The sequence below is a fragment of the uncultured Porphyromonas sp. genome (assembly GCF_938046015.1).
GTDB lineage: Bacteria > Bacteroidota > Bacteroidia > Bacteroidales > Porphyromonadaceae > Porphyromonas.
In genome coordinates, this window is record NZ_CALIXW010000020.1 from 24219 (window position 1) to 39772 (window position 15554).

General features: G+C 63.9%; 10 protein-coding genes and 1 tRNA gene. 6 read left to right on the plus strand and 5 right to left on the minus strand.

The features are described from left to right. The first annotated feature begins 4 nt into the window (after positions 1 to 4). Both Q0248_RS02340 and Q0248_RS02345 read left to right on the plus strand, forming a co-directional pair. On the plus strand, positions 5 to 2080 hold the full coding sequence (locus Q0248_RS02340) for an ATP-dependent DNA helicase RecQ (RefSeq protein ID WP_299319277.1): 2076 nt from the start codon (positions 5 to 7) through the stop codon (positions 2078 to 2080). Positions 2081 to 2527: 447 nt separating this feature from the next. After that, positions 2528 to 2611, plus strand: a tRNA-Leu gene (locus tag Q0248_RS02345). Positions 2612 to 2704: 93 nt separating this feature from the next. Here Q0248_RS02345 and Q0248_RS02350 read toward each other — a convergent pair. The 3 genes from Q0248_RS02350 to Q0248_RS02360 form a co-directional block, all read right to left on the minus strand. Then, positions 2705 to 4729 carry an OmpA family protein gene (locus Q0248_RS02350; protein ID WP_299319278.1) on the minus strand — a complete coding sequence of 675 codons (2025 nt, stop codon included), beginning with the start codon at positions 4727 to 4729 and terminating at the stop codon, positions 2705 to 2707. Positions 4730 to 4733: 4 nt separating this feature from the next. After that, positions 4734 to 5327, minus strand: a complete 594-nt coding sequence (locus Q0248_RS02355) for a 7-carboxy-7-deazaguanine synthase QueE (RefSeq protein WP_299319280.1) — start codon at positions 5325 to 5327, stop codon at positions 4734 to 4736. 146 nt (positions 5328 to 5473) lie between these two features. After that, positions 5474 to 7138: a formate--tetrahydrofolate ligase gene (locus tag Q0248_RS02360; RefSeq protein ID WP_299319282.1), complete on the minus strand. Its 1665-nt coding sequence runs from the start codon at positions 7136 to 7138 to the stop codon at positions 5474 to 5476. 796 nt (positions 7139 to 7934) lie between these two features. Between Q0248_RS02360 and Q0248_RS02365 the strand changes: the two genes are divergently transcribed. The 4 genes from Q0248_RS02365 to Q0248_RS02380 all read left to right on the plus strand — a co-directional run bounded on the left by Q0248_RS02365 (position 7935) and on the right by Q0248_RS02380 (position 12718). Then, a complete protein-coding gene (locus Q0248_RS02365) occupies positions 7935 to 8270 on the plus strand; it encodes a DUF2946 family protein (protein WP_299319284.1) in 336 nt (111 codons plus the stop codon). Between the two features lie 178 nt (positions 8271 to 8448). After that, a complete protein-coding gene (locus Q0248_RS02370; RefSeq protein WP_299319286.1) occupies positions 8449 to 10737 on the plus strand; it encodes a TonB-dependent receptor in 2289 nt (762 codons plus the stop codon). A 31-nt stretch (positions 10738 to 10768) separates the two neighbouring features. Then, on the plus strand, positions 10769 to 11596 hold the full coding sequence (locus Q0248_RS02375; RefSeq protein WP_299319287.1) for a hypothetical protein: 828 nt from the start codon (positions 10769 to 10771) through the stop codon (positions 11594 to 11596). Positions 11597 to 11617: 21 nt separating this feature from the next. Then, entirely contained in the window at positions 11618 to 12718 is a 1101-nt protein-coding gene (locus Q0248_RS02380; RefSeq protein ID WP_299319288.1) for a hypothetical protein, read from the plus strand. Positions 12719 to 12842: 124 nt separating this feature from the next. Here the strand turns inward: Q0248_RS02380 and Q0248_RS02385 are convergent, their stop codons facing one another. Next, positions 12843 to 14135, minus strand: a complete 1293-nt coding sequence (locus tag Q0248_RS02385) for a M64 family metallopeptidase (RefSeq protein ID WP_299319290.1) — start codon at positions 14133 to 14135, stop codon at positions 12843 to 12845. A 44-nt stretch (positions 14136 to 14179) separates the two neighbouring features. Beyond that, on the minus strand, positions 14180 to 15106 hold the full coding sequence (locus Q0248_RS02390) for a 2-dehydropantoate 2-reductase (protein ID WP_299319292.1): 927 nt from the start codon (positions 15104 to 15106) through the stop codon (positions 14180 to 14182). Between the last annotated feature and the right edge of the window lie 448 nt (positions 15107 to 15554).

A 15554-nucleotide genomic window follows, 5' to 3' on the forward strand; every position in this document is an offset into this window, starting at 1 on the left:
CGCCATGGCCGAGGATCCCACGCTGCTGGACGAGCTGCTCGATACCGAGGGCCTAGCTGGGCGCTCGGAGACAGCCGAGCGGCTGCTGTGGCCCGCCGAGCTCTTCGATCAGCTCGTAGAGCTTCCTCCCACCCCCATCCTAAGACATGACCCCCGCCCAGGCGTACCCGACAGCGAGCTCACGAGCGTCGAGGTACTGCAGCACTATTGGGGCTACGAGGCCTTCCGCCCGCTGCAGCAGGAGATCGTGGAGGCCGTGCTGGCGGGGCGTGATACCCTCGGGCTGATGCCTACGGGCGGCGGCAAGAGCATTACCTTCCAGGTGCCGGGGCTGATGCTACCGGGGCTGACGCTCGTCGTCACGCCGCTCATCTCGCTCATGAAGGACCAGGTAGACCGCCTGCGCGCTCAGGGCATACGCGCCGCCGCCATCCACTCGGGCATGGGCCCCGAGCAGATGCAGCATACGCTGGACAACTGTCTGTGGGGCGGGTACAAGTTCCTCTACATCTCCCCCGAGCGTCTCGCCTCGGCCAGCTTCCTCTCCTGGCTGCAGGAGGCGCGCATCTCGCTGCTGGCCGTCGACGAGTGCCACTGCATCAGCCAGTGGGGCTATGACTTCCGCCCCTCCTACCTCAATATCCTCGAGCTCAGACGCCTCTATCCCGAGCTGCCCATCCTAGCCCTCACCGCCACCGCCACCGAGGAGACGATAGGGGAGATCCTCAGCGTGCTGGACTTCCGCCCTGGCTATGCGTTCCTTCGCAAGAGCTTCCTCCGTCCCCAGCTCTCCTACTCCATACGCCGCTGCGAGGATAAGTCCGCCATGATGCTGCATATCCTCGGGCGTGTCCCTGGCCCCGCCATCCTCTACTGCCGCAATAGGGAGCTGACGCGCCAGCTGGCCGAGGAGCTCGATGCCGCGGGTATCAGCGCCACCTACTACCATGCAGGGCTCAGCTACAAGGATAGGGAGCTACGCCAGGCGCGCTGGATGCGAGGCGAGGTGCGCGTCATGGTCGCGACCAATGCCTTCGGTATGGGGATTGACAAGCCCGACGTGCGTCTGGTGCTGCATCTCACCATGCCCTCCTCGCTGGAGGAATACTTCCAGGAGGCAGGCCGTGCGGGGCGTGATGGCGAGCGCGCCTATGCCGTGGCTATCGTCACGAGACGCGATAGCCAGCTGCTGCAGCGCCGCCTCGAGGACAGCTTCCCCCCCAAGGAATATATCCGCCACTGCTATGACCAGCTGTGCAACTATCTGGAGATCGGCGAGGGCGAAGGGCTCGGGCGTAGCTACAGCGTGGATGTGGAGCACTTCATCCGCCTCTTCCACATGCGCCCCGTGCAGACCTATCACGCGCTGGAGATCATGCAGCTGGCGCGCTGGCTACGCTACGAGGAGGACGGGGGACGCTCGCGCCTGATGTTCCTCATCCCCAGCAGCCAGCTCTACCAGCCGCATATCGGCCCCGACAAGCTGATCCGTGCCATCCTGCGCAGCTATACGGGGCTCTTCTCCAGCTACGTCAGTATCTACGAGCCCGACCTAGCGGAGGCCACGGGCTATACGGTGGAGGAGATCTACGAGCATCTAGCGCGCCTGGGGCGCATCGGCGTGCTGCACTACATCCCCCAGCGGCAGGTGCCGCGCATCACCTTCCTCGTGCGGCGTGAGGAGTCACGCCTCCTGCAGATCTCGCCCGAGGCCTATGAGGAGCGCCGCCGTCGTATGGCCGATCGTATCGCCTGCGTGCGCAGCTACATCGAGGCCGAGGAGACCTGCCGCTCGCGTATGCTGCTGGCTTACTTCGGTGAGGAGGAGGCTGTGCCCTGCGGCTGCTGTGATGTCTGCCTCACCCGCCATCCCTCGGGGCTGCATCAGTATGTCATCGACGCCTGCCGTGAGACGCTGGAGCGGCTCTTCCTCACCACGGAGCGCCCCAGCCTCCCTGTGGCGGAGCTCGTGGCGAGTCTGCCTTACCCCGAGCTGGAGGTCTACGAGGCCCTCCGCTACTGGGCCTCTGAGCTGGACGGCCTGGTCCTCGACGGCGCGCACCTCAGACGTGAGGTCTAAGGCCTTCGTTCTGTCAAGAGCAAGGAGCTTTGTCTAAGCCCGCCCGAGCGGCCTCGAGGCCTTGCCGCCCAAGCAAAGCCGTGGCCTACCCACTGCCTTATCCCAGCTCCGTCATCGATACCTCTCAGCGCCCTCACTGCCGTCCCTCACGCCCTTGACTGGCGTCCCTCAGCACGCTGACTGATATCCCTCAGCAGCCCTCCCCTTATTTTTAGATTTGATCACCACCTTGGGCTCAGCCCCAGCGGAGCCGCCTGGGAGCCCTTCGTAGCCGAGTGCCTGCTAGTCTGCGAAGGGTGGCTAAGTTCTTCAAGGGCAAGCCCTCCCTTTGTCCTCCCTAGAGTGGGCGGAGTGCTCGAAGGTGCTTCGCAGCTCTGCCCTCAAGGCCTCGGGGCATATTGTAGAGGAGGCGAAATTGTCTTATCTTTGCGCTGCCGACAGACCTATGCCCAGATGGCGGAATCGGTAGACGCGTTGGTCTCAAACACCAATGGACGCAAGTTCGTGCCGGTTCGAGCCCGGCTCTGGGTACAGCATATAAGGGAGCGCCCCCCCACACAGCAGATCGTGTGGTGGGGCGCTCCTTTTATCTTGGCTCGTGGGCAATGGGGTGGGGAAGGCTCCTTAGTCCGTCGGCGCCTCGAGGCTCAGCGTGCATTCGGTGCGCCTATTGAGGGCATCGCAGACGGCCTGCTGCTCGGCAGGGAGCGTGGCGACGAAGCTCGGGCTGAGCTCCTGCCCTAGGGGAAGGAAGGGGTAGCGGCGCTGCTGGCGGGGGCTCACACGGCAGGGGCGGCGGCTCCCATAGCCTGCGACCTGGAGCCGCTCGGGGGCGATGCCGCGCGAGACAAGGTAGCTGCGCACAGCTGCTGCCCGCTCTCGGGCAAGCGCTTCATTATGCGCCGCCGTGCCCTGCCTATCGGTATGTGCCTCCACGAGGAGCCTGAGGCGGGGCTGCTCCTCCAGCTGGCGCACGAGGCCATCCAGTACGGGGTAGCTCTCGGGGAGGATCGTCACGCTGTCCAGTGCGTAGTGCAGCGCCTCGAGGCGTGCGGGCTCCCCCAGCTGGCTCAGCCAGTAGCGGATGCTGTAGCGCTCGCTCGCCAGGCTGGGATCGGTATGGAGCGCGAGGTGCTGGCTGAGGTAGCCAGGGTGACTGACGTGCATGACGTAGTCGAGGTCGGAGCGCGCGCTGAGGCGGTAGTAGCCGAGGCTGTCGCTGGTGCAGCGCTGCTCCTGCAGCTGGGGGCTGCGTGCCACGAGACGGATCTCCGCCCCTGGGAGGGCTTCCTCCTCGAGGTCGTAGATATGCCCCTCGAGGATGAGCTCCACCCGCGGGCGGCTGTAGCGGTAGATGTGGGGATAGCCGCGGCTGTCTCCTCGGCTGGATACGAGGAGCCCCACCTCCTCGAGGGGCTGGTCTTCGCGCCAGAGCTCGGGCTGTGGGGCAGGGAGGAGGTCGTAGTCGTCGGCCTCGCTGTTGAGGGGGCGGGGAAGGTGCTCGACGCGGTAGCTGCCGTCGCTCTGGAGGCGGGCACGGTAGAGGTCGAGGCCTCCGTAGCCTGGGTGTCCGTCGGAGGCGAAGGTAAAGAGGCTATCGCTGAGGGCTCGGGGGAAGCATTCCTTACCTGGGGTGTTGATCGCCTCGCCGAGGCGTGTGAGCGCGACGACCCGCGTCCCCTCGAGCTCTGCGCGGTAGAGGTCGAGCCCCGCTCCCGCTCGTGGGGAGGCGAAGAGTAGGCAGCGTCTCGAGGGGCTCAGCGAGGGCTGCTGTATGCTCGGCAGGCTGTCGGCCGAACTCAGCAGCAGGCCGCGGCGCTCCCAGCTGCCGTCCCTGAGGCGCTCGGCGAGCTCTAGGCGGGTGAGGATGAGGCCGCGCTTCGTGCGCTGCTCACTGCTCAGCAGGAGCTCTCCCGAGCCAAGGAGCTGGGGACTCAGCAGGCGCTCCTCGGGCTGCTCCACGAGGCCGCGCAGGAGCTGGGGACGCTGCCCCCAGCCCAGCTGCGGGCTGTACTGGAGCTGGTAGATGCGGTTGGGGAAGTCCCCCGTACGTGGGTCGAGCTTAGGCTGCCCCTTTGCTCCCGCCGCGCTCGTACGCCTGCTGCTGGCGAAGAGCAGGCTGCGGCCGTCGGGGGAGAAGCTCGGGGTGAGCTCGCTATGCGGACTGCTGAGCTGCGCCAGGGGCTGGATCAGATAGCTGCTGTCGGGGGCGGTGCGCGCGGCTAGCTGGCTGGAGGCGAGGAGGCGCTGCGCCTTAGCATCCGACTTATCCACCGCTAGAAGCAGCTGTCCCCAGCGGGCGGCCTCCTCGTAGCGGGCTGTGGATAAGGCAGCCTGCCCTAGCTCGGCGGCGAGGCCGAGGCTGTCGCGCTCGAGGCGCAGCGCCGTGGAGAGGAGGCTGTAGGCACGCTCGTACTGTCCCAGCACGAGCGAGAGGCGACCCTGCGCCTTAGCATAGCGGGCTCTGAGGGATCGCTCCCGATGGGATAGCCTCTGGTAGAGCCGCTTGTAGCACTCGAGGGCCTCGGCATAGTCCCCCCGCTGCTCGGCGCGCTCGGCCTCCCTGAGGCGCAGCGCTCTGCAGCTGCTGAGGCAGAGCCCCACCAGGAGGGTGAGCAGGACGAGGGCGCTGCGGGGCGCTGCGGACATAAGGCTAAGGGATGTGGATAAGCTTGTGCATCTGCAGGCTCAGCTGCCACTCGGGATGCGCTAGGATGTAGTCGACGCAGAGCTCCACCGCCTCTTTATCCACCTCCTGCTGCGTCTCACCGACGAAGATGGGGCTAAGGAGATAGGCGCCCGCAGGTGGCAGGTCCTCCACGGCGGGCGGGAGGTCGATGTCGGCTCCGACGGGGAAGCGGAATTCGCCGACCCCCTCGGGGAAGTTGCGCTGCAGGAGTCCCATGGCCTCCTTCTTCGGGCTGCAGGTGATGTAGTCCAGTCCGCGGGGCGGGCGGCGTGTGCCGTTGGTCTCGATCGACTGATGGTAGCCGAGGGCCTTGAAGTAGGCCACGACCTCGTCCGTGAGCTGGAGGGTAGGCTCGCCCCCCGTCCAGATGATGCGGCGGCAGGGCCACTGCTTGATGGCTTCGTGGATCGCCTCGAGGCTCATTTCATGCCCGCTGTCGAACTCGGTGTCGCAGAAGCTGCACCGCAGGTTGCACTTACTGAGGCGGATGAAGATCGAGGGCTTGCCCATGTGCACGCCCTCGCCCTGCAGGCTGTAGAATATCTCGTTGATGATCATGTCTGTCTATATACAATGCGCTGGGGGCTCGTCCCTCAGGCTCGCCCACCCTTGTATAGATATAACCCCCGACGTAGACGCTGGTTCTACGCCAGGGGTGTGGTGTGGGGCAGGCAGCCTCGGGGGCGCCGCGTACGAGCCTCAGGCTAGCTCAGTCCCTCGATATGGCCGTCGACCAGGTCGATACGCAGGGCCTGCGGGCTCTTGGGGAGGCCAGGCATGCGCAGCAGTGTCCCCAGCACGAGCACGATCATCTCGGCGCCCGTGTTGATGACGATGTCGCGTACCTCGAGGTCGAAGTCGCGTACGCTGCCGTAGGCCTTGGGGTCTTCGCTGAAGGAGTACTGCGTCTTGGCCACACAGATGGGGAAGCGGTCCCAGCCGTGGCGGCTGATGCGCTCCAGCTGGCGGCGGGCCTTGGCGGAGAAGTTGATGCTACGCGCGCCATAGATCTGCTTGGCCAGGCGCTCGGCCTTCTCCTGGATGCTGAGCTCCAGCGGGTAGGTGAAGCGTAGGGGCTCGGAGGGCTGGCGCTCGATGGTGTCGATGACCAGGCGTGCGAGCTCCTCGGCGCCCTTGCCTCCTTCGCCGAAGGCCGTGTTGACAGCGAAGCCTACACCTAGCTCTGCGCAGTGCTCTGCTACCAGCGCGATCTCCTCGTCGGTGTCGGTGGCGAAGCGGTTGAAGGCGACGACGACCGTCTGGCCGAAGCTGCGGAGGTTCTCGATGTGGCGGTCTAGGTTCGCCAGCCCGCGACGCACGCCCTCGAGGTTGGGCTCCTTGAGCGCGTCCTCAGCGACCCCGCCGTGCATCTTCAGCCCGCCGAGGGTCGCCACCAGCACCGTCAGCGCAGGGCTTAGCCCCGCGGCGCGGCACTTGATGTTGTAGAACTTCTCCGCGCCGAGATCGGCGCCGAAGCCCGCCTCCGTGATCGTGTACTCGGAGTGTGCGAGTGCTAGGCGTGTGGCGAGGATGGAGTTGCAGCCGTGGGCGATATTGGCGAAGGGGCCGCCGTGGATGAAGGCTGGGGTATGCTCGGTGGTCTGCGCGAGGTTAGGCTTGATGGCGTCCAGCAGCAGCACGGTGATGGCGCCAGCGACGCCGAGATCCCGCACGGTGAAGGGCTCGCCGCTCTTGGTGTAGCCCAGGAGGATGTTCTCGATGCGGCGTCTGAGATCCTCTAGGCTCGTGGAGAGGCAGAGGATGGCCATGATCTCGGAGGCGGGGGTGATGTCGAAGCCCGACTCTGCGGGGATGCCGTTGGCCGAGCCTCCGAGGCCGGTGACGACCTGGCGCAGGGCACGGTCATTGACGTCGAGGACGCGCTTCCACAGGACTTCGCTGAGGCCTTCGGGATCGTTGCGGTGCTGGTAGATATAGTTGTCCAGCAGGGCGGTGATCATGTTGTGCGCCGAGGTAATGGCGTGGAAGTCCCCCGTGAAGTGGAGGTTGATCTTCTCCATGGGCAGCACCTGGGCGTAGCCTCCGCCCGCGGCGCCGCCCTTCTGGCCGAAGCAGGGGCCCAGCGAGGGCTCGCGTAGGGCAACGACGGCGCGGCGCCCGAGGCGGTTCATCCCCAGGGAGAGCCCTATAGATACGGTGGTCTTGCCGATGCCGGCCTTGGTGGGGGTGATGGCGGTGACGAGGATGAGCTTACCCTCGCCCTTGGCCTCCTCTAGGGCCTTGAGGTCTACCTTGGCTAGGTAGCGCCCGTAGTGCTCCAGCTGCTCTAGCGGCAGCCCGACCTGCTGCGCGATGCTGTCTATAGGCTGTAGCTCGATGCTACGCGCGATCTCGATATCCGTTTTCATTGGGTCTGTTTCTTTGCTATTGAGAGGCAATCAATGTAGTCTCAAAATTAGCTAAATCTAGGCAATCCCTCTTGTCGTCCTCGCTGCCCCTTAGCCAGCAGCGCCCTTCGCCTTTCCTTGCGGGAAAGTTCGCCCACTACCTTCGCCTCTGCTTGGGCTGGGGTGGGGGAGACTGCCTAAGCTACTCCTTAGCTCGCTCCCCACTCGCTTCTGCTTTGCTCCTCAGTCGCTCCCGCTGCGCTCGAGGCTAGGGCCGCGCTCTTGGACGTGTCTAGGAGAAGCCCACGCGGGGCACTCCTCCTGCGGCTAGGGTGCTAAGTCGTGCAAGGGCGCCCTGCCTCTGGCACGGGGGTAATAATAAGGTAGGAGGCTCGGCGAAGCAGCCCCTCGGTGCTGTCTGCCCTTAGTCCTTAGCCTCGGCGAAGCAGCCTCTCGGCGTAGCCCCATAAGGCTCGGGGCGAACTGACAGGCGTCCTTCAGCGCGGGCACAGCTTAGGGGGAGGGAGATTTATTATATAAGAATGCACCGAAAGTAATATAACTTTCCCTGAGAGGTAATATAACTTTCGGCGCATTCTTATAGTATTTTGCTCGGGATATGATATTACTTTTTTCGCTCCCCCTAGGCCCGGACCTCGGCCCCAGCCTTGTCGCCGCTCGGCGAGGGGCTGGGATGGGCGCTGCAGCAGCCTCGGGGGGCTGGGCTAAGGGGCTGGCGTAGACCTTAGTCCCCCTACTGTAGGGGCTTTCTCAGAGCGGATGATCGGGGTATGAAGAATTTATATACCTTTGCCCTATGATCCAACAAAGGAGAAGGCAACGTATCGCTACCATGCTCTTGACGCTCTTTGTGAGTCTCCTGGCCATGGTAACCCTGCATGAGGTCAGCCACACGAGTGACCGCGTGCAGCAGACTGCCCTGTCTCATGTCCTGCATGATGGCCTCCCCCATGTGGATCAACCCGAGTGTAGCCTTTGCCAGCTCATTCATACCCCCTTCCTATCCCTTACGACGCTCCCCACACTGGTAGCCGTCCTCCTCGTGGTGACGCTGCTGCTGGAGCGTGAGCTGGGTCATAGGCTGCGCTTCACGAGGCTGTGCCAGCAGCTTCGGGCGCCACCTGTCTACTAGTTAGCCGAAATCTGACTCCCCCCGGGGAGTCGCCATAGTACCCCTCCCAGGTGTGGTACGCACCAGCCCTGCCTTAGGCTGTGCCGCGTCGCCGCGTTGCTCGTAGGGGGTGCAAGATCTTAACCAATTCATTATCTTCACTATGTATCATGCTTCTAGAGTGAGGTGTGGTAGGGCGATGCTTGCGGCACTTGTGCTCACGCTCGCCATGCACCTCCCCCTATCAGCTCAAGGACGTAGACTGCTGATCCGTGTGCTGGATGAGCGCAACCGCCAGCCGGTAGTAGCGGCCGTTCTGCAGCTGGGCAAGCAGTTCGCCCAGACCGACGCCGCTGGTACGGCGTCCTTACCCCTACCCTCCGAGGCTAAGGGCGCCCTACACATCCATGCCGTAGGCTACCACGATGAGCATCTGTCGATGAGCCGCCTTGAGGCTGCGGGTGACAGCTGCCTCGTGTATCTGCGTCGCGAGGAGCGCCTCCTCTCGGGGGTCGTCGTCTCGGGGACGCGCCGTGTCGTCTCTAATAACAGCGTCTCGGCCAAGGTCTCGGACGAGGCCATCGAGCGCAACCTAGGGCGCAACCTCGCCCAGCTCCTCACCGAGGTCAGCGGCGTCTCCACCCTACAGACGGGTACGACGACGGCCAAGCCTATCATCCACGGGATGTACGGCACACGCGTGCTCATCGTCAACAACGGGGTACGTCAGTCAGGCCAACAGTGGGGGGAGGACCACGCCCCCGAGGTGAGCGTGGATGCCAACGATGAGGTGCACGTCCTCAAGGGCGCCGAGGCCGTATCCTACGGCTCCGAAGCCATCGCTGGGGTCGTCGTACTCGGGCAGAAGCCCTTGCCCTATGGTGGGGGGACGCTGCAGGGATCGCTGGCGGGGAGCTTCGCTAGCAATGGACGCCGCTATGCCAGCCTCCTGAAGCTGCAGGGCGCTCTCCCGAGCTATCCTCAGCTGGCCTGGCGCGCACAGGTCTCCTATAACCAAGGGGGCGACCGCAGCACGGCTCGCTACCTGCTGGAGAACACGGGGACCAGGGAGTTCAACTACTCCCTCTCCCTCGGCTGGCGCCGCGAGGCCTGGCAGCTGGAGGGCTACTTCAGCCAGTATCAGAACAAGACGGGCCTACTGCCCTCGGGGCACCTCAAGAACAGCAATGACATCCAGACGCTCATCGACCTCGGGCAGCCGCAGACCTTCCGCCCCTTCTCCTACCACATCGACTACCCGCACCACGACGTCGTCCACCGCCTCTACCTGGTGAAGGGACGCTATACCGATGACCAGCTGGGGAACTTCTCCCTCAACGCCTCCGTGCAGACGGACAACAGAGAGGAGTATAACATCCGCCGCAACGACCGCTCCTCCTTCCCTTCGCTCGCCCTTACCCTTACGAGCTATCAGGTGGATGGGCTCTGGCGCAAGCACTATAGCCGCTGGGACACCGAGCTCGGCCTGCACCTCAGGGGCACGGATAACTACAACCGCCCCGGCACAGGCATCGTACCCATCATCCCCAACTACACGGAGCTCAACTACGCCGCCCACGTGATCCAGAAGTACCAGACCGATCGCTGGGGCGCGGAGCTCGGGCTGCGCGTCGACCGCCTAGCGATCGCCGTCGACGGCTACAATATCTTCAGGGAGCACCTCTCGGAGCGGCGCTCCTTCACCAACCTCACCTACAGCCTCGGCGGGCACTATCACCTCGGCCACGGCTGGGAGCTGACGAGCCAGTTGGGTCTTGCCTTCCGCGCGCCCCACGTCCACGAGCTCTACAGCGCGGGCAATCAGCACGGCGCCGCCATCTTCATCAAGGGCGACCGCACGCTGCGTACGGAGCAGGGCTACAAGTGGGTGAGCTCCGTTGCCTATAAGGGTGAGCGCCTTCGCCTCACCCTCGACGGCTACCTCCAGCTGATCGATGGCTACATCTACGAGGCACCTGACCACAAGTACTTCCAGACGATCTCGGGGAGCTACCCCTCCTTCAGCTGGCGCCAGCAGGACGCCTTCTTCCGCGGGCTCGACCTAGAGGCCAGCTACGGCCTGCCCTTGGGGCTGCGCTACGATGCCAAGGTCTCGCTGGTCTGGGCTAATGCTCTGAAGACGGGTGCCCTCTTCCCCTACATCCCCGCTCCCCGCGTCACTCAGGGCCTCTCCTGGGAGCGCAAGCTCTCCTCCAGCCTCGAGCTCTCGCTCGGCCTACACCACCTGTACGTGGCACGACAGACGCGCTTCGACAGCGAGATCGACATCGCCGACGCTCCGCCCGCCTACGATCTCTGGGGGCTGGAGTTCAGCCTGACGAAGCAGCTCGCTTCGGGGAGCCTGCGCTTTCTCTTCTCTGGGGACAACATCCTCAATCGATCCTACAAGGAGTACACCAACCGTGCGCGCTACTATTCGCACGACGCGGGGCGTGACCTCCGTGCCAGCCTAATCTGGCAGTTCTAGTCGTATCTACAAATACTAATCCCTATACATCATGACAAGAAAAGCAATGCTACGCAGCGCCCTCGTGCTGCTAGGGGCGGGTTTCCTCCTCGCCAGCTGCTCGCCCTCCGAGCCTAAGAAGGCTAAGGACGAGACTGAGCACAAGCTCCACGACGACCCCGCGATCGTGCGCTTCCGTTTCACTAAGGCGACGCTCAAGGACCTCAGCAAGTGGGCCGAGCAGCCTACGCTGGCCGACATCGAGCCTACGACAGAGCAGCAGGAGATGAGCCTCTCGCTGACGCGCGAGGGCTTCCTGGCGCATAAGGACAAGGGCGTCGAGGAGTTCAAGGTCGAGAGCACGACCAGCTCGCCCAGCACCGTCTACCTTCTGGAGGTCTTCTACACCGACGCTCAGGGCCGTCCGATGAATCACCAGTTCATTGACAATGGGCAGGACCGCATCCACCAGCACTTCTTCCGCCGCTATACTGAGCGCGAGCTCGGGGGTAAGGCACGTATCTACCCTATCAATAAGCTCGAGGAGCTGGGCTACGACTATCGCTATGCCGACATCACGCCCTGGGACAAGCCCTACACCTCGCCCGAGAGCCGCTTCACGGGCGTGAGCAATCCTATGGGCTTCAAGGGTCTGATCCGCTTCACGGAGGCAGACCTGCGCTTCCACCTGACGATCCTGCTTATGCACGCCCATGAGCCCAAGTACCGCATCGACCCCAAGACGCAGCGCTCGCTCTTCATGCCCTTCTACAACAACGACGCCTTCGCCATCAGCCAGGAGGCAGACATCTCCATCGACGTGCCTATCACCGTGGACAAAGGTAGCAAGGACGAGCGCCTAGCCAAGTATCGTAAGTAATTAACCCAAGCAATAAAGACTATGAACAAGTATCTTCGTGCCGCCTCGCAGCTCTTCGCTGCCGCAGCCCTCATCCTCGCTCTGGCGAGCTGCCGTAAGGATGAGCCCAATACCCCGACGCCTCCCGCCCCTCAGCCCCCCGCACAGGAGGAGGCGCTCGTCTCTAAGATCGTCGTCCGCTTCCAGATCGGTCACCTCCACGGGGCCAAGAGCTTCCACCACCTCCCCAGCACGGCCGACCTCGACAACAAGAACCTGCAGGACGACCAGATGCTGACCTTCGAGCTCCGGGATAAGAAGTGGGCGCTGGTGCCCAGCATCACCGTCAAGGGGTCTGCTGGCGATACGACGCTCCACGGCCTGGACAAGCTGCTGGCCTACCGCTGGCGTGACACCAGCCGCCCCAATCCCTTCACGGGTGAGCCAGAGGGCGGTGCCTACCCCCAGTATGGTATCCTCCTCGAGGCCTACAATGCTAAGGGTGAGCTGCTCAACCTCGGTGAGCTGGCACGCAAGGACGCCTACCAGTTCTTCCTCTACCCCTCCAATGCCAAGGACTACGACACGGGTAAGGCCATCACGCCTAAGGCCGACTACAGCAACCTGATGAGCTACGTATGCCTTGACTCAGAGGTCTACAACAAGTCCGCGCACCGCAATCAGACGAAGTTCCGTCCCGCCACCGACCCCATCAACTACAAGGGCTATGTCATCTTCCCCACGCTGGGATCGACCTTCGACCTTAATATCGACCTCTATGCTACGACTAAGGGCAAGCTCGAGGGCGGTAAGGCTTCGCCCTCCTACGCACCTAATGCGACGGTCAAGGCCGGTAAGCTGCTGGCACATCTGACGGTGCCCCTCTATGTCTTCGCCCCCTATTCGATGAGACAGTATGCGGCTACGAGCGACGCTGAGAAGCCCCTGCGTGCCATCGAGGATATCAAGGCAGGCCTGGCGGAGGATGACGACCGCGATGGCGAGGAAGTCGGGCTCGTGAAGGCCGCTGCCCATCGTCTGGAGAAGATCCTCGGCAAGAGCTGGGATAAGATCGGCCCTGACTTCACCTACAATCAGCTGGCTCCCCGCGCCAACGAGCTCACGGGTGGTAACTTCTACTAGTCCCCAGCTCCCCGCGCTAGGACGAGCCTAGAGGCTCTCTCCTAGTAAATAAGGCGCTCCCCCCGACTCACGTGTCACCGCGTGAGCTGGGGGGAGCGCCTTTGCTTTGCCTAGGCTCAGGCTGCTACTTGTCGAGGTAGTAGCGGAGCAGCTTGTCTAGGGCTAGGTGACAGGCGGGGCAGAAGTCCTTGGTGCGGTTGGTACGCATGCGGCAGTCGTAGCTCGCGCGGTACATGCCCTTACTGCTGTAGGCCGCGCCCTCGTAGAGCCCGACGGGGTACTTCTTCGCCTGAGCTGGGGGCGTGGGGCGAGGCGTCTTCTTGGGGATCAGCGCCGACCACTTCGCTCCCTCGAAGGCCTTGAGGTTCGTCACGTTCTGCTCCCAGGGCTCGATGGCGGAGGAATAGGTGTCGCTCATTGTGTCCTGCTCGTAGAAGTACTCATCCGCTAGACCCCCGAAGCTGTGACCGAACTCGTGGACGATCACCGGCAGGTACTCCTTGTGGTGCGTCGAGCTCAGCAGGTAGGAGTTGTAGAAGCCGCCCCCGCCGTAGACGTCGGTATTGGCCAGGATGATGATATGCTCGTAGGGGATACCCGCCAGGGCATCGTGCACCGTCTTGAGGCGGCGCGTCGTCAGGTAGCGCTCGCTGTAGAAGGTGTCGAAGTGCGAGCCGAAGGCCGTGCGGGGCCACTGTCCGAGGCGGGGCACCGCCACGCCCGTCTGCTCCGAGGGCGTGAGGACGGCCACGACGTTGAAGCGCTGGCGGTGGCTCTTGAAGGGCTCGTAGGAGAAGATCGCCTCCGTGGCGGCCTTGGCATCCTCGAGGAAGGTAGGCAGCTCAGCCTCCGTGTAGCCCTCGGCGAGGATCGCCAGGTCGATGCAGTCCGCCGCCGAGCCCGAGTGGATGAGGTACTGCTGGCGGTACTTGGGCTGGGCGCCGTGCCTGTGGATAAGTATATCCTTGGGGTCGATGCGCTGCGTCTGCTGGGCGATCAGCTCATTGTGTGCGCCGCTCAGCTCGAGGGTCACCAGGACGGGGCGCTGGGGCCAGGGCACGAGGACGACCTCCTGATAGGAGCTGTACTTGCCCTTGGCCTCATCCGTCAGGCGCCACTCTTGGTAGAGCGTGTTGAAGGAGGTGCAGTAGATCAGGCGCCCTGTGGCCTCATCCCGCACCCAGAGGCGGGCGTTGCCCTGCAGAGCCAGGCTGTCGAGGTGATGACGGCGCCCCGCCCATACGGGCAGCAGGTGCGCCTCCTCGGGGGTGACCTTCGTCTCGCTCTGCGTGCCCGCTAGGATGTAGTCCAGGCGCAGCGTGCTGTCGGCGAAGTACTGCTTGAAGTCCTGTGCCGAGGCACTGCCAGCCGTGAGCAGCGCCGCGATGAGGACCAGGAGTCTAGTGTAGTAGTGCATAGTGTGGATATGGTGGATAAGTATGGGGAATGGCTGGGACTCGGCTAGCGCTCCCGTAGGGCGGCGTACATACGCTCGTAGAGGGGCAGCTCCAGCCCGAGGGCGCGTGCCGTATGCACGACGTAGCCCGTGAGGTTCTCCAGCTCGGTGGGGCGCCCGTGCATGAAGTCCACGTGCATCGAGCTCGTGCTGGAGGGGATCATGAAGGTCTGCCGCTCGAGGGTGCGCTCTACGGCGTCTTCGCCTAGCTCGTGCCCTAGAGCGGTGAAGAGCTGGCAGAGCTCCTCGATGAGCCCGCGCATCTCCTCGGGGTGCTGGCTGAGGGCCTCGCCGACGGTCATATCATAGTAGCTGGTGCCCGTGGCGGTGGCGGAGATCATGAGGAACTTCTTGCGTATGAGCTCGCTGATGTCCTCGGGGTTGGTCGCCTGCACGCCTGCCGACTCCAGCAGCTCCAGCAGCTCGGCCTCCTCGGCGCTGCGCTCGGGCTGTGCGTTGCCGAAGACGAAGCGCTCCCGCTCGGCCTCGAGGAGGATCTCCCCCGCGGCGGGCTTGCGCGCCGAGATGTAGACGCAGCCGTCCCAGACCTCGATGCCGGGGAGCAGCTCGCGGAGCTGATCGCTGATGTTGGCGCCGTTGAGCAGCGGCAGCACGATGGTCTCGGGGCCGATGATGGGGCGGAGCTGCTCGACGTTGGCCACAAGGTCATAGCTCTTGGTCGCTAGGATCAGTAGGTCCGTGACGGGGAGCTCGCGGGGATCCTCCGCGAGGGCGTCGGGGTGTACGGTGAAGTCGCGCTCGGGCGTATGTACGTGTAGGCCGCGCTCGGCGATGGCGGCGCGGTGTGCTCCGCGGGCGACGAAGTGGATCTGTCGGCCCTGTCCCTCCTGGGCGGCAGCGAGCAGCAGCATGGCGCCGTAGTAGCCGCCGACACCGCCCAGCCCTGATATGGTGATGGTCTTGAATCGCATGTATTTATCCTTAGGTAGTCTATAGAGCAAATGTAGTCAAAAAGGCCGAGAGCCCCCGTCCGTCCTTCGCCTCCCGCGCCCCGCTGCCGCAGCCCTCCTGCGGGGCGCCCCTTGGCTGCGTGCCCCCTAGCCCCTCCGCTCCGTGAAGGATATCAGTCAGCTCCCTGAGGGTCGTCAGTCACGGCGCTGATGGATAGCAGTCAGAGGCGTGAGGGATATCAGTCAGTGCGGGGGGACTGGGCTGGGCGCAGCGGCTGAGCTGGCTGGGGTCGCCTCTGCGGCTTAGCTTGGGCGGCTTAGCTCCCTGAGGGACAGCGTCTTTCCTCGTGCTTGGTAGCTTGTTTTTCAGCCTTTTATACTGTCCTTAGCTCCAGTGCTGAGCTACTCTGTAGGCGGGTAGGCTGGGTCTGTGGCGAAAGGACTACCTTTGCCTCCATAAGTCACCCTA

Coding starts and splice junctions, on each gene's coding strand:
- Q0248_RS02350 (WP_299319278.1), bottom strand. CDS start 4,729: ATGTCCGCAGCGCCCCGCAGCGCCCTCGTCCTGCTCACCCTCCTGGTG.
- Q0248_RS02370 (WP_299319286.1), top strand. CDS start 8,449: ATGCTTGCGGCACTTGTGCTCACGCTCGCCATGCACCTCCCCCTATCA.
- Q0248_RS02385 (WP_299319290.1), bottom strand. CDS start 14,135: ATGCACTACTACACTAGACTCCTGGTCCTCATCGCGGCGCTGCTCACG.
- Q0248_RS02380 (WP_299319288.1), top strand. CDS start 11,618: ATGAACAAGTATCTTCGTGCCGCCTCGCAGCTCTTCGCTGCCGCAGCC.
- Q0248_RS02365 (WP_299319284.1), top strand. CDS start 7,935: ATGATCCAACAAAGGAGAAGGCAACGTATCGCTACCATGCTCTTGACG.
- Q0248_RS02340 (WP_299319277.1), top strand. CDS start 5: ATGGCCGAGGATCCCACGCTGCTGGACGAGCTGCTCGATACCGAGGGC.
- Q0248_RS02375 (WP_299319287.1), top strand. CDS start 10,769: ATGACAAGAAAAGCAATGCTACGCAGCGCCCTCGTGCTGCTAGGGGCG.
- Q0248_RS02355 (WP_299319280.1), bottom strand. CDS start 5,327: ATGATCATCAACGAGATATTCTACAGCCTGCAGGGCGAGGGCGTGCAC.
- Q0248_RS02360 (WP_299319282.1), bottom strand. CDS start 7,138: ATGAAAACGGATATCGAGATCGCGCGTAGCATCGAGCTACAGCCTATA.
- Q0248_RS02390 (WP_299319292.1), bottom strand. CDS start 15,106: ATGCGATTCAAGACCATCACCATATCAGGGCTGGGCGGTGTCGGCGGC.